Consider the following 21,713-nt stretch of genomic DNA (forward strand, 5'->3'; position numbering starts at 1 on the left):
ACCGTGAAGTCTCTACGGATTCTACTGCTTCAGGCACGGGGCGATCGCACCACCCAGCAAGAGGAATTGGCCGAATTTATTCGCTTTAGTGGCTTGGCTGCCGAGCAATTTACGGTGCTCAACGGCTTTGAGTGTGCTGATTTTACGCCTGATTGTGTTCAAGGTTTTGATGCTCTTTTTATTGGTGGCTCCAGTGATGCCACAGTGCTTAAGCCAAATATCTATCGCTTTGTACCGCCCGCCATGGACTTAATTTTGGCCTGTGTTGAGCAGGAGATCCCCGTGTTGGCCTCCTGCTTTGGCTTTCAATTGGCAGTGCAGGCTCTCGGCGGTCAAGTGATTGTGGATCGCAAGGCAATGGAAATGGGCACCTACCCTCTGTATCTCACCCCAGCCGGAATTGCGGATCCCCTGTTTACTGGCTTTCCCAACCCCTTTTGGGCTATTTCCGGACATCAGGAGCGCGCCTTGACCTTGCCAGCGGGAGCAACCCTACTAGCCTACAGTGAGTTGTGTCCCTACCATGCCTTTCGGTTAGCGGGGAAGCCCTTCTATGGCTTTCAGTTTCATCCCGAGGTGGACGATCGCGACCTGATTGCGCGGATTAGTCGTTATTGCGATCGCTATCAGCTGGGCACTGTGGAACTGGAAAAACTCAAGCAAACAGCCCGTCCCACCCCCTATGCCAATCAGTTGATCCGCCGGTTTGTTGAGGTAGTGCTGGGTTATATTCCCAGTTGTGCTTGAATCTCGACCAGTTGCTCCTCTAGGGTGGTGGTTTGCAGCCAATAAATCCCCGGTTCTGCTCGAAACCATGTCCGCTGCCGTTTGGCAAATTGTTGCGTGTGCTGCACGGTGAGGGCAATAGCCTCCGCGAGTGTGACTTCTCCGCGCAGATATTGGCGCATTTCCCGATAGCCCAGCGTGTCTAAAAGGGGCAGTTCATCCCCGTATTGCGCTTGCAGTTGCTGAATTTCATCGAGCCATCCCATGGCCAACATCTGGTGGGTGCGCTCTTCAATCCGTGCCCGCTGCTGTTGGCGATCGCCCCCCGCCAAGGCAAAGTACCAAATGGGATAGGGAGGCGGTTCGCGCCGCTGCTGCTGACTCAGGGGTACCCCCGTGACGTAATAGACTTCCAAGGCGCGCAGGGTACGCACTTGATCGTGGGCATGGATGCGCTCTGCCGCCACGGGATCCACCTGCTGGAGCCATTGATAGCATGTTTGCTGACCTAGTGCCATCAACTCTGCCCGCAGCTGCGGTTGCGGTGGGACTTGGGGCATTGTCAGCCCCTGGGTAATACTGCGGATGTACAAGCCGGTGCCCCCCACCAAGAGGGGCGTGATTCCTTGGGCGTGGTAGTGGGCAATTAGGGCTTGGGCTTTGGCTTGGTAAACGGCAAGCGTCAGGGTATCGTGGGGGTCGCAGATATCAATGAGGTGGTGAGGCACCTGCTGTTGCTGGACTGGGGTAGGCTTGGCGGTGCCAATATCAAAGCCGCGATAGACTTGGCGAGAGTCGGCACTCAAAATCACGCTATTCAACTGCTGGGCAAGGGCGATCGCCAGTGCCGTTTTGCCGGTGGCCGTTGCTCCGCCGATAACAATGAGACCTACATCCCCCACTCAAATACAGTCTGAAAATTTCCTAGAATCGGCTATAACCCTTATGTGCTAAAATTTAGGTCAGATTTGACATTTAGGCAAGTGAAAACGTATTTGCCTCGATTCTATAGCAGTTAGGGAGTTGCCATGACCGCCGAGTATTCCTCTGCCCAGTTGCGGGTGCTCAAAGGCCTTGAACCCGTGCGGACACGACCGGGCATGTACATCGGCAGTACTGGTCCTAAGGGACTCCACCACTTGGTTTATGAAGTCGTGGACAACTCCGTGGATGAAGCTTTAGCCGGATACTGCTCCAGCATTTTAGTCCAGATCAATGCCGATGGCTCCGTCACTGTCACCGACAATGGACGCGGTATTCCGACGGATATTCACCCCGATACGGGGGTTTCTGGGGTTGAAACGGTGATGACGGTGCTCCATGCGGGGGGCAAGTTCGGCGATGGCGGCTACAAAGTCTCCGGGGGGTTGCACGGGGTAGGGGTCTCGGTGGTCAACGCCCTTTCCGAATGGCTGGAGGTGACGGTGTGGCGCAACGGTTTTATCCATCATCAGCGCTATGAGCGGGGGGTGCCTGTAACACCGCTGGAAAAAACACCCGACCTAGAAAACCGGCGGGGTACCTCGGTAACCTTTTTTCCCGATCGCCAGATTTTCACAGAAACGATTGAATTTGACGCCAAGGTGCTGATGACACGGCTGCGGGAACTGGCCTACCTCAATGCCGGCATTCGCATCGAATTCAAGGACTTGCGCTCCACCCCTTGCCTGAGTGAAACCTACTGCTATGAAGGCGGCATCCGGGAATATATCCGCTACATGGTGCAGGAAAAGGAACCCCTTCACCCCCAGATCATCTACATTCAGGGGCAAAAAAACGATGTGCAAGTGGAAGCCGCCCTCCAGTGGTGTGCCGATGCCTACAGCGAAAACCTCCTCGGCTTTGCCAATAATATCCGCACCATTGATGGCGGCACTCACATGGAGGGGCTAAAGGCGGTGCTGACGCGGACGCTCAATGCCCTTGGCCGCAAGCGCAACAAACTCAAGGACAACGATGCCAACCTGGCCGGGGAAAACATTCGTGAAGGCCTGACGGCAATTGTCTCCGTGAAAGTGCCCAACCCTGAATTTGAAGGACAAACGAAAACCAAGCTGGGCAACACGGAAGTGCGCGGCATTGTGGATGCCATTGTGGGTGAAGCCCTGACCGAGTATTTGGACTTCCATCCGCAGGTGACCGATGCCATTCTCGAAAAAGCCATCCAGGCCTTTAATGCCGCTGAGGCCGCCCGCAGGGCACGGGAAATGGTGCGGCGCAAGTCGGTCTTGGAATCTTCAACGCTGCCGGGGAAACTGGCGGATTGTAGCTCGCGAGATCCGGCGGAGTCTGAGATTTTCATTGTGGAGGGGGACTCAGCAGGTGGCAGTGCCAAACAGGGGCGCGATCGCCGGTTCCAGGCAATTTTGCCACTGCGGGGCAAGATTCTCAACATTGAAAAAACCGATGATGCCAAAATCTACAAGAATAATGAGGTGCAGTCTTTAATTACTGCCCTAGGTTTGGGCGTGAAGGGGGAGGAATTCGACCCTGCCAAGTTGCGCTATCACAAGGTGATTCTCATGACCGATGCGGATGTGGATGGCTCCCATATTCGCACGTTGTTGCTGACCTTTTTCTATCGCTATCAGCAAGAACTGATTAACCAAGGCTTTGTCTATATTGCCTGTCCACCCCTGTATAAGGTTGAACGGGGGCGACAGCACTTTTATTGTTACAGCGATCGCGAGCTACAACAGCAAATTGCTTCGTTCCCCGAAAATGCCAACTACACCATCCAGCGCTTTAAGGGCTTAGGCGAAATGATGCCTGAGCAGTTGTGGGAAACCACCATGAACCCCCAGACGCGCATTCTCAAACGGGTGGAAATTGAAGATGCCGCTGAGGCCGATCGCATTTTCACGATTCTTATGGGCGATCGCGTGGCACCTCGCCGCGAGTTTATCGAGACCTATGGCCCGCAGTTGGCACTAGAAAACCTCGATATCTAAAGCCAGCTCCCAGAGTAGATGTGCTATAGTAGCTTTAGTTTGGCTGCGACGTTGGTGACTGCCAATATTGTTTTGTGATCTACAATTGCAAAACATTTGGGAATCAACACCGTGGGCGGCAGTAAACTGGTCATGGAGCCAGAAACTTCTAAGTCTGCGGTTAGCATTCCCCCCTAGTGTTTACTAGGTCATAAACTGAGGTAAAACGGCGTCGCGGTTAGACTTTTCCTAACCATGAATTATCGCTACATTCTCCTGTACAAGCCCTATCGGGTGCTGTGTCAGTTTCAAGATCAAGAGGGGCGACCCACCCTCAAAGACTACGTCTCTATCCCCGATGTCTATCCCGCCGGGCGTCTAGACTACGACAGTGAGGGGCTGGTTCTTCTCACCAATGACGGCTGGTTGCAGCATCGCTTAACGGATCCGCGCTACGGCCATCCGCGCACCTACTGGGTACAGGTGGAGGGTGAACCCGATACGGCGGCTTTGACTCAATTAGCAACAGGGGTAGTCATCCAAGGCTATCGCACGCGACCAGCCCTCGTGGAGATACTCGATCAAGCCCCCCCTTTGCCGCCACGGGAGCCGCCGATTCGTTACCGTCGCCATATCCCCACCCAGTGGTTGAGCTTGACCCTGCGGGAAGGTCGCAATCGCCAAGTGCGTCGCATGACAGCTGCGGTAGGATTTCCCACACTGCGCTTAGTGAGGGTGGCGATCGCCAACTTGCAATTGGGTGACCTGAACCCCGGTGAATGGCGAGAGATTCTGCCCTCAGAACGGCAAGCCCTTTGGCGATCCTGCGGTCGGCGCCTCGATCAACGTGCTTAGCATTCCTTAACAACTTTAGGAACTCTATATTAAGATTTAGGGGATTCTTTTGACTTTTAACTGCACTGCATTCATTCATGAGGTCGTCCCATGGGACAGCCGTTTCTGAGCAAAATTGGTCGTCCATGGCTGATTGGGGGGGCGATTGCCATCGGCTTGGGAAGTTTGGCACTGAGTCTCAACTACTGGCAGCAGCAACAACGCGCCAATGAAGAGCGAGCAATTCAAGCTGCCTTGGCCAATCCAGTGAGCGATCGCATTACTGCCCTTGGCCGACTCGAACCCGAAGGAGAAGTGGTGGCGGTGAGCGCCCCTTCAATGACAGAGCGATTGGGGCAGTTGCTGGTGCGTGAAGGCGATCGCGTGGTTGCTGGTCAACCCCTCGCCTATCTGGATACCTACCCGGAGCGCAAAGCCGAACGCGACTTGGCTGCCAGTCAGTTGCGGGAAGCTCGTCTGCGCTATGAGGCGGAAACCCGCTTAGCCCTTGCTCAAATTAGTGAAGCAGAGCGGCGTCGCGATCGCGCCAATGAACCAGCTATTGCCGCTATTCAAGCCCAGCAGGCCACGATTCAACGTATCCAAGCAGAACTAGAGACCACCAATCGGGAATATCAACGGTTTGCCCAACTCTTTGCCGATGGGGCAGTGTCTCAACAAGATCTTGACGATCGCGCGGTTCGCGTCCGTAGCTTACAGGAAGAACTGCGCAACGCCCAAGCCAACCTCGTTCGCTTGCAGGAGGAACGGCGCACAGAACTGGCTACGGCCAATGCTCAAGTGGACGCTGCCCAAGCGAATCTGGGACGAGTACAAACCCAAGTGCAACTCCTCTCAGCAGAGCGCAATCTGCAACTAGCAGAAGCCCGCCTTGAGCGCACCATTATTCGTGCCCCTCGTAATGGTCGTGTCCTGCGGATTCACACTAGGGCGGGGGAAACTATTAATGAACGCGGGATTCTTGAACTCGGCAATACCGACCAAATGTATGCCGTTGCTGAAGTGTATGAGACCGATGTGCCCCGTGTTCGTGTGGGTCAGCCCGCTGAAATTCGCAGTAGTGCCCTCAGTGCGCCGCTGACTGGCCGTGTTGCTCAAGTGGGGCTGGTGGTGGCCAAGAATGACGTGACCGATACAGATCCAGCCGCCAAAACCGATGCGCGGGTAGTGGAAGTCAAAATTCGTTTGGATAACAGTGAGCCGGTGGCAGGCTTGACGAATATGCAGGTGGAGGTTGCCATTGATCCCCGTTGAGGTGCACTAATGATTTTTGCGATTCCCCTTGCTTGGCTGCAACTGATTCGGGAGCGGATTCGCCTACTGGTGGCGATCGCCGGCATTGCCTTCGCAGTCGTGCTAATGCTGATGCAGTTTGGCTTTCGCGATGCCCTCTTTAAGGCGGCAGTGCGCTTCCATGAGAGCTTAAACACAGACATTGTTCTCATTAGTCCCCAATCTACGGCACTGATTGCCATGCGCAGCTTCCCGCGACGGCGACTCTACCAAGCAGCGGGCTTTGAAGGAGTGGAGTCTGTTTCTCCCCTCTACCTCAGTTTTGGTCTCTGGCGCAATCCCATCAACAAAAAAACGCGCCAACTGATGGTGATTGGGGTAGATCCCATGGCAGTGTCCATTTCGGTGTCCGATACTCCCCACTGGCAGGATGCCATTAAGCTGGCGGATCATGTCCTTTTTGATGCCCAATCCCGCGCTGAGTTTGGCCCAATTCCCGAGCTATACCGCCAAGGGGAGGAAGTGACAACCGAAGTTTCTGGCCGCAAAATCACCGTGGCCGGCCTATTCCGTATGGGCGCCAACTTTGGTGCCGACGGTAATTTGCTCACGAGTGACTTGAACTTTTTGCGTCTTTTTCCCGAACGCAATCCGGGGTTGATTGACGTGGGCTTAGTGCGTGTGCAGCCGGGGGTGAATACGAAAGCACTGGCACGGCGGATGAATGCGTCCCTAGGGAATGATGTGTTGGTGATGACCCGTGAGGAGTTCGCCGAGTTTGAGCGCAGCTACTGGGAAAAAAGTACCTCCATTGGCTTTATTTTCTCCCTTGGTGCCCTGATGGGATTTATCGTTGGCTCTGTGATTGTCTATCAAATTCTCTACACCGATGTCACGGATCACTTGGCAGAGTATGCCACCCTCAAGGCAATGGGCTATCGCGATGTCTTCTTCTACGGTGTGGTGATGCAGGAATCGTTGATTCTTTCCTGTATGGGGTATATTCCGGGGTTCATTGTGTCGTTTCTACTGTATATCCTCATTGCCAATGCCACATCCCTACCCGTTTGGATGACGGTGGAGCGAGCTAGTTTGGTCTTTACGCTAACGGTGCTGATGTGTACTCTCTCAGGGGCGATCGCTATGCGGCGGATTCAAGCAGCTGATCCGGCTGATATTTTCTAGGATGGTGTTATGGAGCCAGTAATCCAGATTCAAGGCCTCAATCACTACTTTGGTCAGGGACAACTGCGCAAGCAAATTCTCTTTGATCTCTGCGCTCGTATTGAGGCAGGTGAAATTGTGATCATGACGGGGCCTTCGGGGTCTGGGAAAACAACACTGTTAACCCTGATTGGTGCCTTGCGATCGGCGCAAGAGGGCAGTCTGCGCGTTCTCGGTCAGGAGCTACGTAACGCCACCAAAGAGCAACAAATTCAAATTCGGCGGCAAACCGGTTACATCTTCCAAGGGCACAATCTGCTGCATGCCTTGACAGCTCGCCAAAATGTGCAAATGGCGCTGGATTTGCAACCGCATCTGAGTCAACAGGAAGTCCGAGAACGAGTAGAAGCGATGCTCTGTGCCGTTGGCCTAGGAGAGCGCCTTGATTACTATCCCCATGAACTGTCGGGAGGGCAAAAGCAACGGGTAGCGATCGCCCGCGCCCTAGTAGGACATCCCAAAATTGTGCTTGCCGACGAACCCACGGCTGCCCTAGACAAAAAATCCGGTCGCGATGTAGTGGAAATCATGCGTACCCTTGCACGGGAACAGGGCTGTACGATTTTAATTGTGACCCACGATAACCGTATTCTCGATGTTGCCGATCGCATTATTCACATGGAAGATGGCCGCCTTTCAGAAACTACCGTTAGCATTTCCGCCTAGCAATGTCCCCACATTAAAAAAGCGGAACTCATTAACGGAATCGTGTACGTGGCCTCCCCTGTGCGGGTAAATTCCCACAGCCTCGTCATGGGCTGGTTGATGGCCTTTGAAGCGGCAACGGTAAACGTCATGGTGCTCGATAATGCCACAGTGCGCTTAGATGACCAAACAGTGGTGCAACCCAATGCCCTCCTGCGCCTTGTCAAGGGTACCTCCCGTATCAGCGAGGATGATTATCTTGAAGGCGTCCCTGAACTCATCGTCGAAATTGCCAGTAGCAGTGTCGCCTACGACCTCCACGACAAACTAGAGGTTTATCGTCGCTGTGGCGTTCAGGAATACTTGGTCTGGGTGGTACCGGAGCAGGATTTTCACTGGTATCTCAAGGAAGGGACAAGCTACCGCCGTCAAGTGGCCGATGACCACGGTATTTTTCGCAGTGTTTACTTCTCTGGATTGTGGCTACACTGGCCGGCCCTCAGAGACGGTCATTTACCCCTAGTGCTGGAAACCTTGCAAACAGGATTGAAGTCGCGATCGCCCAAATAACTGTTCTGTGCTATGGTCATAGGTAGCGGCTTGCAAGCGCGGCAGTGGCACTTGTCAACTCTTCTCATTTCCAAAAGCTTTATCTTGCCAGAGGTCTCCGGCGGCACTTTTTGCCGTAAGCGGAGCTTTTGGTGTGCTTGACAGTGCAACGCTTCTTCGTTTAAGATGCAAGATCCGCGTTTTAGCGATACCCTCTAGAGGATATACATGGCTAGTAATCAGATTTACACGCCACCCGCTTTTACCTTGCCAGACCTTGTCGAGATTCAGCGGGCCAGCTTCCGATGGTTTCTTGAAGAAGGCCTCATTGAAGAGCTAGAGAGTTTCTCCCCGATTACTGATTATACCGGCAAAATTGAGTTGCACTTTTTAGCCAAGGACTACAGACTCAAGGAGCCGAAGTATAGCGTTGATGAGGCCAAGCGGCGGGATGCCACCTATTCGATGCAGATGTATGTCCCAACTCGCCTCATTAACAAAGAAAACGGTAATATCATTGATCAAGATGTCTTCATCGGCGATCTGCCTCTGATGACCGATCGCGGGACGTTCATTATCAATGGTGCTGAGCGCGTCATTGTGAACCAGATTGTCCGCAGTCCCGGTGTTTACTACAAATCCGAAACCGACAAAAATGGCCGCCGCACCTACAATGCTAGCCTCATTCCCAACCGAGGCGCTTGGCTGAAATTTGAAACTGACAAAAACGATCTGCTCTGGGTACGCATTGACAAAACCCGTAAGCTCTCGGCGCACATTCTCCTCAAGGCCTTGGGGTTAACCGATAGCGAAATTCTCGAGCGGCTGCGTCACCCCGAGTACTACCAAAAAACCGTTGAAAAAGAAGGCAAATTCTCCGAGGAAGATGCCCTTATTGAACTGTACAAAAAACTGCGTCCAGGGGAGCCGCCCACGGTTTCTGGAGGACAACAGCTTCTAGAGTCGCGTTTCTTTGATCCCAAACGCTACGATCTTGGCCGCGTGGGTCGCTACAAGCTCAACCGCAAGCTGCAATTGAATATTCCCGATACCGTGCGCACCCTCACCCCAGAGGATATTCTTGCCGCCATTGACTATCTGATTAACCTAGAGTTTGATCTGGGCACCATTGATGACATTGACCACTTGGGTAATCGCCGCGTCCGCTCGGTCGGTGAATTGCTGCAAAACCAAGTGCGCGTTGGCCTCAATCGCCTAGAGCGCATTATTCGCGAGCGGATGACGGTGTCGGACACGGATTCTTTGACCCCCACTTCGCTGGTGAATCCAAAGCCCTTGGTGGCGGCAATCAAAGAATTCTTTGGCTCGAGCCAGCTTTCCCAATTCATGGATCAAACCAACCCCCTGGCGGAACTCACCCACAAACGGCGCTTGAGTGCCCTAGGTCCTGGTGGTCTGACCCGTGAACGGGCAGGCTTTGCGGTGCGGGACATTCACCCTAGCCACTACGGTCGTATTTGTCCCATTGAAACCCCTGAAGGTCCCAACGCTGGGTTGATTGGTTCCTTGGCCACCCATGCCCGCGTCAATGAATATGGCTTTATTGAGACCCCCTTCTATCCGGTGAAGGAAGGCCGCGTCCTCAAGGATCAGCCCCCTGTTTATATGACCGCCGACGAAGAGGATGACAAACGGGTGGCGCCAGGGGATGTGCCCACCGATGAAAACGGCTACATCCTTGGGGATGTGGTGCCCGTGCGCTATCGCCAAGATTTCACCACCACCACCCCCGATCAGGTGGACTACGTGGCGGTTTCGCCAGTGCAGATCATTTCCGTCGCCACATCACTGATCCCCTTCCTAGAGCATGATGACGCCAACCGTGCTCTCATGGGATCCAACATGCAGCGGCAAGCAGTACCATTGTTGCGTCCTCAGCGTCCCTTGGTGGGTACCGGTCTAGAGGCGCAGGCAGCACGGGACTCTGGGATGGTGATCCTCAGCCAGACCAATGGCGTTGTCACCTACGTGGATGCCAATCAAATTCGGGTCAAAACCGATCATGGTTCTGAGATTACCTACACGCTGCAAAAGTACCAGCGTTCCAACCAAGATACCTGCTTGAATCAACGCCCCATTGTCTTTATGGGCGATCGCGTTCAAGCGGGGCAAGTGATTGCCGATGGCTCCGCCACCGAGGGAGGTGAACTCGCCCTTGGCCAAAATATTCTCGTGGCCTATATGCCTTGGGAGGGCTACAACTACGAAGACGCAATCCTGATTAGCGAACGGCTAGTGAAAGAGGATGTCTATACCTCCATCCACATTGAAAAGTATGAAATCGAGGCACGGCAAACCAAACTAGGTCCTGAGGAAATTACCCGTGAAGTGCCCAACGTTTCCGAGGATGCCCTGCGGCAATTGGATGAAAACGGCATTATTCGCATCGGTGCCTTTGTTGAGGCGGGGGATATTCTTGTCGGTAAAGTCACCCCCAAAGGGGAATCGGATCAGCCCCCCGAAGAAAAACTCCTGCGTGCCATTTTTGGTGAAAAAGCGCGGGATGTGCGGGATAACTCCCTGCGGGTGCCCAATGGTGAAAAAGGTCGCGTGGTTGATGTGCGCGTCTTTACCCGTGAGCAGGGGGATGAGCTACCGCCCGGCGCCAATATGGTAGTGCGGGTTTATGTGGCGCAGAAGCGCAAAATCCAAGTGGGGGATAAAATGGCCGGCCGCCACGGCAACAAAGGGATTATTTCCCGCATTCTCCCTGTGGAGGATATGCCCTTCCTACCCGATGGTCGCCCCGTAGATATTGTCCTCAATCCCTTGGGGGTGCCCTCACGGATGAATGTGGGGCAAGTCTATGAGTGTCTCTTGGGCTGGGCTGGCGAATGCCTTGGTCGTCGCTTCAAAATCACCCCCTTTGATGAAATGCATGGCAAGGAGAAATCCCGCGAAACGGTTCATGCCAAGCTGCAAGAGGCCAAAGAAGTCACGGGTCAAGATTGGGTCTTTAATGAGAACGACCCAGGCAAAATGGTAGTCTATGATGGCCGCACCGGTGAACCCTTTGACCGACCGGTAACAGTTGGGATGGCCTATATGCTGAAGCTTGTGCACTTGGTGGACGATAAAATCCATGCCCGCTCCACCGGCCCCTACTCTTTGGTTACCCAGCAGCCTCTTGGTGGCAAGGCTCAGCAAGGGGGTCAGCGTTTTGGCGAAATGGAGGTGTGGGCACTGGAGGCCTATGGTGCTGCCTATACCCTCCAAGAGTTGCTAACGGTTAAATCCGATGATATGCAAGGACGCAATGAAGCCCTCAATGCCATTGTCAAGGGTCAATCGATTCCCCGACCGGGCACACCAGAATCCTTTAAGGTGCTAATGCGGGAGCTGCAATCCCTGTGCTTGGATATTTCCGTGCGCAAGGCTAGTATTCCTAGCTTTGATGATGATGGCGAAACAAAACCTGACCCCGAGGTGGATTTGATGGTGGATGCCAGTCCTCGCCGCACGCCGCCGCGGCTCACCATTGACTACAGTGCCCTTGATGACGCGGACGACAAAGAAGGGGCAACGACATTCTAGACGCGCGGCATCTCTTTCAGCTTGTTGGGGGCGATCGCCCCCTCGAACCATTCATCGTCAAAGGATTTGTGTTATGCCCAGAATCGAGCAACGCTTTGATTATGTAAAAGTGTCTCTCGCGTCACCAGAGCGTATCATCCAATGGGGTCAGCGCACGCTCCCCAACGGTCAAGTGGTGGGCGAGGTCACTAAGCCAGAAACCATCAACTACCGTACGCTCAAGCCGGAGATGGATGGCCTCTTCTGCGAGCGGATTTTTGGTCCTGCAAAGGATTGGGAGTGCCACTGCGGTAAATACAAGCGGGTGCGCCATCGGGGCATTGTCTGCGAACGCTGTGGGGTTGAAGTCACCGAATCGCGGGTGCGCCGCCATCGCATGGGCTACATTAAGTTGGCTGCGCCGGTGACCCATGTCTGGTATCTCAAGGGAATTCCCAGCTACATGGCGATCCTGCTGGATATGCCCCTGCGAGATGTAGAGCAAATTGTCTATTTCAACTCCTATGTGGTGCTCAATCCGGGCAATCACCCCGACCTCAGCTACAAGCAGCTCCTGAGTGAAGATCAATGGCAGGAAATCGAAGAAGAGATCTACAGCGAAGACTCGGAGCGAGAGGGCATCGAGGTGGGCATTGGCGCTGAAGCCATTCAACGCCTGCTTCAGGATTTAGATCTGCAAGCGGAGGCGGATCAACTGCGGCAGGAAATCCTCAACTCCAAGGGACAAAAACGCGCCAAGCTGATCAAACGGCTGCGGGTCATTGATAACTTTATTGCCACTGGCTCCAAGCCAGAATGGATGGTCTTGACGGTAATTCCCGTGATTCCACCGGATCTGCGGCCAATGGTGCAGTTGGATGGGGGGCGCTTTGCCACCTCTGACCTTAATGACTTGTACCGCCGTGTCATTAACCGCAACAACCGCCTTGCCCGCCTGCAAGAGATTCTCGCCCCAGAAATTATTGTCCGTAATGAGAAGCGGATGCTGCAAGAGGCGGTGGATGCCCTAATTGACAATGGCCGACGCGGTCGCACGGTGGTGGGCGCCAATAACCGTCCCCTGAAGTCCCTTTCCGACATTATTGAGGGCAAACAGGGTCGCTTCCGCCAAAACCTGCTGGGGAAACGGGTGGACTACTCCGGTCGTTCGGTGATTGTAGTGGGGCCAAAGCTGCAAATGCACCAGTGCGGCCTGCCGCGGGAAATGGCCATTGAACTCTTCCAGCCCTTTGTGATTCACCGCTTGATTCGTCAGCAAATTGTCAACAACATTAAGGCGGCAAAGCGGATGATCCAGCGCAATGACCCACAAATTTGGGATGTGCTGGAGGAGGTGATTGAGGGTCACCCGGTGCTGCTCAACCGAGCACCGACGCTCCACCGCCTAGGGATTCAGGCCTTTGAGCCTATTCTGGTGGAAGGGCGTGCCATTCAACTGCACCCCTTGGTGTGTCCTGCCTTCAACGCCGACTTTGACGGTGACCAAATGGCGGTGCACGTGCCCCTTTCTATTGAGGCTCAAGCAGAGGCGCGGATGCTGATGCTGGCCTCGAATAATATCCTGTCGCCGGCCACGGGTAAGCCGATTATTACCCCTAGCCAAGATATGGTTTTGGGCTGCTATTACTTGACGGCAGAAAATCCGAAACTGCCCGACTATGGCGATCGCTACTATGCCAGCTTTCAAGACGTGGTCATGGCCTACGAACAGGGACACTTGCCTCTCCATGCCTTTGTCTGGGTGCGCTACGACGGTGAGGTGGATGATGGTGACACCAGTGAACCCCAGATTACGACCTATGACGATGGCTGCCGTTTGCTGGAGTACCCCCTGCGGCGGGTCAAAGAGGATGCCAACGGTCAACTGATTTCCCAATACATCCGCACCACCCCCGGTCGCATCATCTACAACCAAACGATTCAAGAAGCCCTAGCCAGTTAATTTGGGAGACCCCAACACCATGACTGAGAAAAAGCCTGTTTTCTTTAACCGCATCATTGACAAAAAAGGTTTGCGGAACCTGATTGCTTGGTCGTTTAGCAACTTTGGCACCGCCCGCACAGCGGAAATGGCGGATAAAGTCAAGGATCTTGGCTTTCGTTATGCCACCCGCGCCGGCGTTTCCATCAGTGTGGATGACCTGCTCGTTCCCCCGAAAAAACAGGAACTCCTTGAAGCGGCAGAAAAGGAAATTAAAACCGCCCAAGAGCGCTACTCGCGGGGGGAAATTACGGAAGTAGAACGCTTCCAGAAGGTGATTGACACTTGGAACACCACAAACGAAGAACTGAAAAACGAGGTGGTGCGCCATTTCCGCGAGACCGATGTTCTCAACTCCGTCTATATGATGGCTTTTTCCGGCGCACGGGGGAATCTCTCGCAGGTGCGGCAGTTGGTGGGGATGCGGGGGCTGATGGCCAATCCCCAGGGGGAAATCATTGACCTGCCGATTAAAACCAACTTCCGTGAAGGGCTGACGGTGACGGAGTACATTATTTCGTCCTATGGCGCCCGTAAGGGGTTAGTGGATACAGCCCTGCGGACAGCGGACTCTGGTTACTTGACCCGTCGCTTGGTGGATGTCTCCCAAGATGTGATTATCCGCGAAGAGGACTGCGAGACGCAGCGCGGGATTACCCTGCGCAGTATGACGGTGGGGGATAAGGTACTAGCGCTAGAGGATCGGCTCTTGGGGCGGGTGGTGCTCAATGATGTCTGCCATCCGGAAACGGGCGAAGTGCTGGTGGCCAAAAATCAAGCCATCTCCGCCGATCTGGCCAAGAAAATTGTCAATGCTGGCATCGAAGAAGTGGTGGTGCGATCGCCCCTCACCTGCGAGGCCACCGGCTCTGTTTGTCGGCTCTGCTATGGCTGGAGTCTTGCCCATGCCAAATTGGTGGATATGGGAGAAGCCGTAGGAATTATTGCTGCTCAATCCATTGGCGAACCCGGTACCCAGTTGACGATGCGCACGTTCCACACAGGGGGGGTGTTTACGGGGGAAGTGGCGCGCCAAGAACGCGCTCCCTTTGCTGGCACGGTGGAGTACGGCAAGAAATTACGGGTACGTCCCTATCGCACCCGCCACGGCGATGATGCCTTTATTGTCGAAACTCTTGGCAAGCTGGTGGTCAAAGGTGCGCAGCAAACCCAAGAATTTGATCTTCCCCAAGGGTCAATTGTGCTAGTGGAAGATGGGGAAACTGTTGAAGCGGGTCAACTGTTGGCGGAAGTGGCTCAAGCCAGTCGCAGTGTCCGCAAGGCAGTAGAAAAGGTGACGAAAGATGTGGCTTCCGATTTGGCGGGTCAAGTGAAGTTTGTTAACCTTGAGGCCGAAGAAAAGCGCGATCGCCAAGGCACTACGACGCGCGTTGCCTCCAAAGGTGGGTTGATTTGGGTGCTGTCGGGGGAAGTCTATAATCTGCCCCCCGGTGCAGAGCCGGTTGTTAAAAATGGCGATCGCATTGAAGCCGGGGCTGTACTCGCCGAAACTACGGTAAAAACGGAGCATGGGGGTGTGGTTCGTCTCCCTGAGCAACAGGACAGCAAAGGGGGGCGCGAGGTGGAAATCATTACCGCCTCCGTAATGCTCGATAAAGCCAAGGTGCTCAAAGAAACACAGCAAGGTCGCGAGCACTACATTATTGAGACGGCCACCGGTCAGCGTTTCTCCCTAAAAGCTGCTCCTGGTACGAAAGTCGCCAACGGGCAAGTGGTGGCCGAACTGATTGACGATCGCTACCACACCACGACTGGTGGTATTCTCAAATACGCCGATATCGAAGTGGCCAAAAAAGGCAAAGCCAAGCAGGGTTACGAAGTCCTCAAAGGGGGAACCCTTCTGTGGATTCCTGAAGAAACCCATGAGGTGAACAAGGATATTTCCCTGCTGATGGTGGAAGACAACCAATACGTCGAAGCAGGGACTGAAGTTGTCAAGGACATCTTCTGTCAAAACAGCGGTGTCGTTGAAGTCATCCAGAAAAACGATATCCTGCGGGAAATCATCATCAAACCCGGTCAACTTCACCTTGTGGATGATCCGGAAGCCGCACGGTTAAAGCATGGAACCTTGGCGCGTCCCGGTGAAGAGGTGCTTCCCGGCTTGGTGGTGGAAACCCTCTCGCAAGTGGATTATCTGGAGGACACGCCCGAAGGGCCGGCAGTTCTGCTGCGCCCTGTCCAAGAATTTAGCGTTCCTGATGAGCCATCGGTACCCAGCCAAGATTCCAGTGATAGCTCAGGGCAATCCATTCGCCTGCGAGCCGTACAGCGGTTGCCTTACAAACACGATGAGCGGGTCAAGTCTGTGGATGGGGTTGATTTGCTACGGACGCAATTGGTTCTTGAAATTGGCAGCGAGGCGCCGCAACTGGCTGCTGATATTGAAATTGTGACGGACGAGGTAGATCCAGAAGCCCAGCGCCTGCAACTGGTGATTCTTGAATTCTTGGTAATTCGCCGTGACATTGCCGCGGATCAAACCCAAGGCAGTACGTTTACCTCCCTTCTGGTCAAAGATGGCGATCACATTGGGCCCGGTGCTGTGATTGCCCGGACAGACATCAAAGCCAAACAGGCGGGTGAAGTGCAGGGAATCCTGCGCAGTGGTGAATCGGTTCGCCGCATTCTGGTCGTTACCGAGAGCGATCGCCTGCGGATCGAGACCAACGGGGCAAAACCCACGGTCAAAGTCGGCGATCTCGTGCGTCCCGGCGATGAACTGGCCGAAGGCGTGAGTGCCCCAGAAACAGCAGCGGTAATGGCGGTAGCCGATGACCATGTGATCCTACGCTTAGCTCGCCCCTACCTTGTCTCGCCGGGGGCAGTGCTGCAAATTGAGGATGGTGACCTTGTGCAGCGGGGGGATAACCTTGCCCTGTTGGTGTTTGAGCGGGCGAAAACGGGTGACATCATTCAAGGGTTGCCTCGGATTGAAGAACTTCTTGAAGCGCGCCATCCCAAAGAAAAATGTGTGTTAGCTGTGCGCCCTGGCACCTGTCAAGTCACCTACAACAGTGATGACAGCGTAGATATCAAAGTCATTGAAGAGGATGGCACGATTCAGGAATACCCTGTGCTGCCGGGTCAAAACCCCTTGGTGGTGGATGGTCAAAAGGTGAATCTTGCTGACCCCCTCACCGATGGCCCGGTGGATCCCCACGACATCCTCTCGATTTACTTTGAGTACTACAAACCCCAAGGGTTACTCAAAGCTGCCCAAATTAGCTTTGAAAAGGTGCAGTCATTTTTGGTCAACGAAGTACAGTCGGTGTACCTGACCCAAGGCATTGAGATTTCTGACAAGCACATTGAGATCATTGTCCGCCAGATGACTTCAAAAGTGCGGATTGAGGATGCCGGTGACACCATTTTGCTATCGGGCGAACTGATGAACTTACGCCAAGCAGAACAGGCCAACGAGCCGATGGCTCTTACCGGTGGTGCACCCGCCGAATATACTCCCGTCCTCTTGGGAATCACTAAGGCCTCGCTGAATACCGACAGCTTTATTTCGGCGGCCAGTTTCCAAGAGACAACTCGCGTGCTGACAGAAGCCGCCATTGAAGGCAAGTCCGATTGGCTGCGCGGACTCAAGGAAAACGTGATCATTGGCCGTCTCATCCCAGCAGGTACTGGCTTCAACAGCTACGAGGAAAGTAGCAACGGCAACGAAGAGTGGGATGAGGGTGAAGATCGCTTGGGACAAACCCACGTTATTAGCCCTGAACCTGAACCTCCAGCGATGATGGTGAATGTGGCCGCTGACCTTGGCGAGGATCTTCTCATTGACGATGAAACCGCGCCCCATGTGATTGAAAAAATTACGGGACGGACTCGCGACTTTGAATTCGCCAGTAGTGATGCTGACGATGAGGAGGACGACCTTGCAGACGAGGACGATGACTATGGGGATGAAGAGGAGGATGATGCCTTCTAACTAAAATCTCCTCAATAATAAGGAGGCTACGGTAGGAGTTGGCACCCGATTCAGTAATGGGCTGTCGGTGCACTTACCGTAGCTTTTTGGTCTCAGATCGGAGATCATGCTGAACACTGTAGAAAGTTTTTGCAGCGATGCGGGAAACCTTAGTTATACCCTAAAATTGCAGTAGAGGCATCGCAGGAAAAATTAGCATTTCATGGTTGTTTCAGCGTATTCCAGCCTCAGAGCGGATCAATTTCGTCATCCCCGCGATCGCGAGGCCACCCAAGCGCTCCAACAACTGCCGGGGCTAGATTTTCTGGTGCGATCGCTCCTCGGTTCGGTGGCAGAGCAGGCCTTTTATCTTGAGAACATCGGCAGTAGTCTGCGCCTCGGTGAACAGCAACTCCCAGAAATTTATGACCTTCATATCGAGGCGTGCCGCATCTTGGGCTTAGAGCCACCGCAGCTTTATCTTAAGCAACATCCTGTTCCCAATGCCTATACCTTTGCCATGCGGGGCAAGCAGCCTTTTGTGGTACTGCACTCTTCTCTGGTGGAACTCCTGACGCCAAAGGAATTGCAGGCGGTGCTGGCGCATGAGTTGGGGCATCTCAAGTGTGAGCATGGAGTGTATCTAACGATCGCCAACCTGCTGCTTTTTGCCACCAGTCAGCTTTCCACTTGGGGCTTGCTCGTAGCACAGGTTCTGCAAACCCAATTGATGCACTGGCTGCGCTGTGCTGAACTCACCTGCGATCGCGCGGCTTTGCTGGTGACTCAAGACCCACGTATGGTGGCTTCGGTGCTCATGAAACTCTGTGGTGGCTCACCCCAGTGGAGCGATCGCCTGAATCTCGACGCCTTTATTGCCCAAGCGCGGGAATATGACGCTGCCGATCGGGGGTGGTACACCCTTTTCAAGGAAGTGCAGGCCACTCAGCTCACCCATCCCCTACCGGTGCTGCGGGCAAGGGAAATTCTCAATTGGGCGGAAACTCAGCAGTACAATCGCCTCGTGAAACAGCTAGAATCTGCTCGTTAAAACGCCTCTTATAACTGCTCGAGAATTCCCCGCAGGCGATCGTAGTCGTCTTTGAGGAGACGATTCAGGTATTGGGATGCCTGCACCAGCCACTGGCGATCGCGGCGGCGGAGTTGATACAAGGAACGCAGTGTTGCTGCCACCAAGGCATCCCCCGGACCATAGCGCAGGGTCAGCAGCGTTCGCAAAAAGCTCAATGTGCCACTGAAGGCAATCACTTCCTCAGGGGGACAACTGTATACCTGCTGGTGCATTTGGGGTGGATGGGGGGGCAGATGGTGATAAAAACGTTCCTGTTCTTGAAAGCCGGCGATGGCGATCGTGACCTCGGTTTTCAGCATGGCAAAAATATGGGGCTGCTCTTGCCGCAATTGTTCTAACGATAGCCCCAAGGCGGTGGCGCGGTGAATCGTGTCAATGGGAGCTGTCACCACATAGGCCACAACGCCGTAGATCACGCGATCGCCCTCGGGAATCTGCACCCAGCTGCCTAGGGCCGGAGCCACAGGAAAATCAAGGGTGGCGGGTTCGTGACACTGGGCAAGACAGTGATCTGTAGCCGTCTGGACAATTTCGGCAAAGGGCTGGGGGGAAGGCGATTGCCGCGCCATGGTTTACTTTTTCGCTTTTCCTTTGGGCGTGATCACGACTGGTTCTAGCTCGCTCATTTGAAACGTGACCAACTTATCCCAGTTTCCCCCCTCAAAGAGCACAGCCACTTTGCCATCGCTAACCCGCTGCACAATCCCCTGAAATTGGTAGTAGGTATCGTTGGGATTGGTTACTTTCACGGTCATGCCGGGGAGAATCGTCATTGCTAAGTCGCTGGCCATCGTCTTATCCCAAAGATGTCATGTTTCTTTATTATCTCCTGCCCTTGACCCCTTCGGGCTTTGCTGAAGGGTAGTAGAGGATAAGTCTCAGCTATTGGTTTGATGATATTTTCTTTAACGGAGAGGGAGGGATTCGAACCCTCGGATAGGAGTTACCTGCCTATCAACAGATTAGCAATCTGCCGCTTTCGACCACTCAGCCACCTCTCCTTTTTGAGGGTTCCTTATTCTAGATCAGTTTTCTCCCCCTTTTCAATCCTCATTGCACTGTGGCTGTTGCTCTAGGGGGCGATCGCAACCGAGAATCCGTGCTAGAGTTTTGCAGAATGGCTGTGTTGTGGGAGTGAAGTAAATGGCTGTATGCTGGCAATCTTCAACAGTGCTTAGGCGAATTTCTATTATGGCTGAGTTGAGCAGGTTGTCCGTCTAAGTTTTCATGTTGAATGATCTTGCCCTGAATTCCCAAAAAATGCTGATGTCGGGACTATTGGCGATCGCCCCAGTAACGCTGCCTAGCCCAGTTCAAGCGACACCCACAACTACTCCAGTGGCACAGGCGCCTTCAACATCGGATGTCCTTGCACCCTTCAACCCCAACCCCGATAGACTGGCGCTTCCTGAGAAGGTCAACATTGATCTCAATCAACCCCTCACCCTAGAGCAAGCAATTGAGGTGGCCATTCGCAATAACATTGGTCTCCAAATTAGTGAGTTACAACTACAACGGGCACGGACCCAACTGCGGCAGGTGCAGGCCCAGCTGCTTTATCCCACCCTTGCCCTTCAGGCCAGCATCGGTCAGAATACCACCCCCGGCGGCCAACCTGCCTATCTGCCCCTCAACGTTCAGCAGCAGCTTTCTTTACAACAGCAGCAACAGCAACAGGCTCAGCAACAGCTTCTGGGGCAACAACTGGCCGCTAGGAGTATTTTGAATACGCAGGTGCAACGGCTGCAACAGCGATTCCAAGGTCCCCAACTGACGGCCTTTACAGATCAGCAAAACCTAGAGCTGCAACAGCAACTGCAACAACTGCAAAACAGCGCTAGTCAGGCGGCAACGCCCGCCCCTTTCACACCGATTCCCCTTGCGCCCGTCAATCAACTTAACTTTAGAAACTTTTTCACCAATGTTTTTGGGGCAACAAGTGGCGCCACCGCCAATGTCGCGCTGGTGATGAACTATACATTGTTTGCAGGGGGCGGGCGATCGGCGGCCATTGCAGCGGCTCGCGACCAAGTGCGCTTGAGTGAATTGGAGGTGGAGCGTCAACGCCAACAGCTGATCCTTGACGTTACCAATGATTATTATTTGGCGCAACAGGCCAAGGTTCAGGTGCAAATTGCGGAGGCCGCCGTGGCCAATGCCCAAGTGAGCTTGCGGGATACTCAGGCCTTTGAACGCGCAGGGACCGGAACACTGGTGGACGTGCTGACCGCTGAGGTGAACCTTGCCAATGCCGAGCAAAACTTAAGCCAAGCGCGCAATTTGGAAATTACTACCCGCCGCCAGTTGGCCCAGCGGCTAAATGTGAATCAGACGGTGGATGTGGCGATCGCTGACCGCGTCGAACCCGCTGAGGCATGGACACTTTCCTTGGAGGACAGTATTCTCCTTGCCTACCAAAACCGCGTTGAGTTAGAGCAGCGGCTGCTCCAGCGCAGGATTGCCCTGAAAAATCGTCAGGTGGCCTTGGCGGCTGCCCGTCCCCAAGTGAGTCTCTTTGCCAGTGGCAATATGCTGGACAAAGTCACCGATGATCTGGCACCCCGCTTTGGCTATGGGGTGGGGCTGCAAATGCAATTAGCCCTCTTTGAGGGTGGCAATGCCCGCGCCGGTGCGGCTCGCCAAGAAGCCCTTGCGGCAACCGCTGAGGCAGAATACGCCAATCAGAAGACCCTCATCCGTCAAGAGGTGGAAACCGCCTATATCACTCTCAGGGCCAATGAGAAAAACATTGCCACCGCCCAGACGGCGGTTACCCAAGCAACGGAAGGACTACGCTTGGCGCGGCTGCGCTTTCAAGCAGGGGTGGGCACTCAACAGGAGGTCAGCCGTGCCGAAACCAACTTGACCCAAGCCCAAGGCAATCTCCTGGCGGCCATTTTGAATTACAATCGCTCCTTAGCAGCATTAAAGCGGGCTGTGGGCTATCCAAAACAAGGACGGTTAGGAGTCAACAAATAGGGT

Annotated in this window: 15 protein-coding genes, 1 tRNA gene and 1 other RNA gene; 13 read left to right on the plus strand and 4 right to left on the minus strand. The window is 54.1% G+C overall.

The features are described from left to right. Positions 1 to 3: 3 nt before the first annotated feature. Positions 4 to 747 carry a type 1 glutamine amidotransferase gene (locus ACK4IR_RS07355; protein WP_409873738.1) on the plus strand — a complete coding sequence of 248 codons (744 nt, stop codon included), beginning with the start codon at positions 4 to 6 and terminating at the stop codon, positions 745 to 747. Here the strand turns inward: ACK4IR_RS07355 and miaA are convergent. After that, entirely contained in the window at positions 726 to 1,628 is a 903-nt protein-coding gene (miaA, locus tag ACK4IR_RS07360) for a tRNA (adenosine(37)-N6)-dimethylallyltransferase MiaA (protein WP_409873739.1), read from the minus strand. The genes ACK4IR_RS07355 and miaA overlap by 22 nt on opposite strands. Before the next feature lie 126 nt (positions 1,629 to 1,754). On the opposite strand from miaA, the gene gyrB reads away from it, so the two are divergent. The 11 genes from gyrB to ACK4IR_RS07415 all read left to right on the plus strand — a co-directional run bounded on the left by gyrB (position 1,755) and on the right by ACK4IR_RS07415 (position 18,689). Beyond that, positions 1,755 to 3,677, plus strand: a complete 1,923-nt coding sequence (gene gyrB / locus ACK4IR_RS07365) for a DNA topoisomerase (ATP-hydrolyzing) subunit B (RefSeq protein ID WP_409873740.1) — start codon at positions 1,755 to 1,757, stop codon at positions 3,675 to 3,677. A gap of 37 nt (positions 3,678 to 3,714) precedes the next feature. Then, positions 3,715 to 3,901, plus strand: a non-coding RNA gene (ssrS, locus tag ACK4IR_RS07370) — 6S RNA. A 10-nt stretch (positions 3,902 to 3,911) separates the two neighbouring features. Further along, a complete protein-coding gene (locus ACK4IR_RS07375) occupies positions 3,912 to 4,511 on the plus strand; it encodes a pseudouridine synthase (protein ID WP_409873741.1) in 600 nt (199 codons plus the stop codon). A gap of 90 nt (positions 4,512 to 4,601) precedes the next feature. Further along, a complete protein-coding gene (locus ACK4IR_RS07380) occupies positions 4,602 to 5,765 on the plus strand; it encodes an ABC exporter membrane fusion protein (protein WP_409873742.1) in 1,164 nt (387 codons plus the stop codon). A 9-nt stretch (positions 5,766 to 5,774) separates the two neighbouring features. Next, positions 5,775 to 6,929: an ABC transporter permease DevC gene (devC, locus tag ACK4IR_RS07385; RefSeq protein ID WP_409873743.1), complete on the plus strand. Its 1,155-nt coding sequence runs from the start codon at positions 5,775 to 5,777 to the stop codon at positions 6,927 to 6,929. A 9-nt stretch (positions 6,930 to 6,938) separates the two neighbouring features. Continuing rightward, positions 6,939 to 7,634 carry a DevA family ABC transporter ATP-binding protein gene (locus tag ACK4IR_RS07390; protein WP_409873744.1) on the plus strand — a complete coding sequence of 232 codons (696 nt, stop codon included), beginning with the start codon at positions 6,939 to 6,941 and terminating at the stop codon, positions 7,632 to 7,634. 12 nt (positions 7,635 to 7,646) lie between these two features. Continuing rightward, entirely contained in the window at positions 7,647 to 8,183 is a 537-nt protein-coding gene (locus ACK4IR_RS07395) for a Uma2 family endonuclease (RefSeq protein ID WP_409873761.1), read from the plus strand. Between the two features lie 207 nt (positions 8,184 to 8,390). After that, positions 8,391 to 11,717, plus strand: a complete 3,327-nt coding sequence (gene rpoB, locus ACK4IR_RS07400; RefSeq protein ID WP_409873745.1) for a DNA-directed RNA polymerase subunit beta — start codon at positions 8,391 to 8,393, stop codon at positions 11,715 to 11,717. Positions 11,718 to 11,790: 73 nt separating this feature from the next. Further along, a complete protein-coding gene (locus ACK4IR_RS07405; RefSeq protein WP_409873746.1) occupies positions 11,791 to 13,659 on the plus strand; it encodes a DNA-directed RNA polymerase subunit gamma in 1,869 nt (622 codons plus the stop codon). Positions 13,660 to 13,678: 19 nt separating this feature from the next. Continuing rightward, positions 13,679 to 17,659, plus strand: a complete 3,981-nt coding sequence (locus ACK4IR_RS07410) for a DNA-directed RNA polymerase subunit beta'' (protein ID WP_409873747.1) — start codon at positions 13,679 to 13,681, stop codon at positions 17,657 to 17,659. Between the two features lie 202 nt (positions 17,660 to 17,861). After that, positions 17,862 to 18,689, plus strand: a complete 828-nt coding sequence (locus tag ACK4IR_RS07415) for a M48 family metallopeptidase (RefSeq protein WP_409873748.1) — start codon at positions 17,862 to 17,864, stop codon at positions 18,687 to 18,689. Positions 18,690 to 18,697: 8 nt separating this feature from the next. On the opposite strand, the gene ACK4IR_RS07420 is transcribed toward ACK4IR_RS07415, so the two are convergent. The 3 genes from ACK4IR_RS07420 to ACK4IR_RS07430 all read right to left on the minus strand — a co-directional run bounded on the left by ACK4IR_RS07420 (position 18,698) and on the right by ACK4IR_RS07430 (position 19,732). After that, positions 18,698 to 19,300 (minus strand): HAS-barrel domain-containing protein, encoded by a 603-nt coding sequence (locus ACK4IR_RS07420; RefSeq protein ID WP_409873749.1) that lies wholly within the window; start codon positions 19,298 to 19,300, stop codon positions 18,698 to 18,700. A 3-nt stretch (positions 19,301 to 19,303) separates the two neighbouring features. Further along, on the minus strand, positions 19,304 to 19,504 hold the full coding sequence (locus tag ACK4IR_RS07425; protein WP_409873762.1) for an NAD(P)H dehydrogenase subunit NdhS: 201 nt from the start codon (positions 19,502 to 19,504) through the stop codon (positions 19,304 to 19,306). 136 nt (positions 19,505 to 19,640) lie between these two features. Continuing rightward, positions 19,641 to 19,732, minus strand: a tRNA-Ser gene (locus tag ACK4IR_RS07430). A 226-nt stretch (positions 19,733 to 19,958) separates the two neighbouring features. Between ACK4IR_RS07430 and ACK4IR_RS07435 the strand changes: the two genes are divergently transcribed. Further along, positions 19,959 to 21,710: a TolC family protein gene (locus tag ACK4IR_RS07435; protein ID WP_409873750.1), complete on the plus strand. Its 1,752-nt coding sequence runs from the start codon at positions 19,959 to 19,961 to the stop codon at positions 21,708 to 21,710. The last annotated feature ends 3 nt before the right edge of the window (positions 21,711 to 21,713 follow it).

This window comes from Thermosynechococcus sp. (assembly GCF_046299635.1).
GTDB lineage: Bacteria > Cyanobacteriota > Cyanobacteriia > Thermosynechococcales > Thermosynechococcaceae > Thermosynechococcus.

Excerpts from the sequence above, each read along its gene's own strand:
- gyrB (WP_409873740.1), top strand. The coding sequence starts at position 1,755 with ATGACCGCCGAGTATTCCTCTGCCCAGTTGCGGGTGCTCAAAGGCCTT.
- ACK4IR_RS07375 (WP_409873741.1), top strand. The coding sequence starts at position 3,912 with ATGAATTATCGCTACATTCTCCTGTACAAGCCCTATCGGGTGCTGTGT.
- ACK4IR_RS07380 (WP_409873742.1), top strand. The coding sequence starts at position 4,602 with ATGGGACAGCCGTTTCTGAGCAAAATTGGTCGTCCATGGCTGATTGGG.
- devC (WP_409873743.1), top strand. The coding sequence starts at position 5,775 with ATGATTTTTGCGATTCCCCTTGCTTGGCTGCAACTGATTCGGGAGCGG.
- ACK4IR_RS07390 (WP_409873744.1), top strand. The coding sequence starts at position 6,939 with ATGGAGCCAGTAATCCAGATTCAAGGCCTCAATCACTACTTTGGTCAG.
- rpoB (WP_409873745.1), top strand. The coding sequence starts at position 8,391 with ATGGCTAGTAATCAGATTTACACGCCACCCGCTTTTACCTTGCCAGAC.
- ACK4IR_RS07405 (WP_409873746.1), top strand. The coding sequence starts at position 11,791 with ATGCCCAGAATCGAGCAACGCTTTGATTATGTAAAAGTGTCTCTCGCG.
- ACK4IR_RS07410 (WP_409873747.1), top strand. The coding sequence starts at position 13,679 with ATGACTGAGAAAAAGCCTGTTTTCTTTAACCGCATCATTGACAAAAAA.
- ACK4IR_RS07415 (WP_409873748.1), top strand. The coding sequence starts at position 17,862 with ATGGTTGTTTCAGCGTATTCCAGCCTCAGAGCGGATCAATTTCGTCAT.
- ACK4IR_RS07420 (WP_409873749.1), bottom strand. The coding sequence starts at position 19,300 with ATGGCGCGGCAATCGCCTTCCCCCCAGCCCTTTGCCGAAATTGTCCAG.
- ACK4IR_RS07425 (WP_409873762.1), bottom strand. The coding sequence starts at position 19,504 with ATGACGATTCTCCCCGGCATGACCGTGAAAGTAACCAATCCCAACGAT.
- ACK4IR_RS07435 (WP_409873750.1), top strand. The coding sequence starts at position 19,959 with ATGTTGAATGATCTTGCCCTGAATTCCCAAAAAATGCTGATGTCGGGA.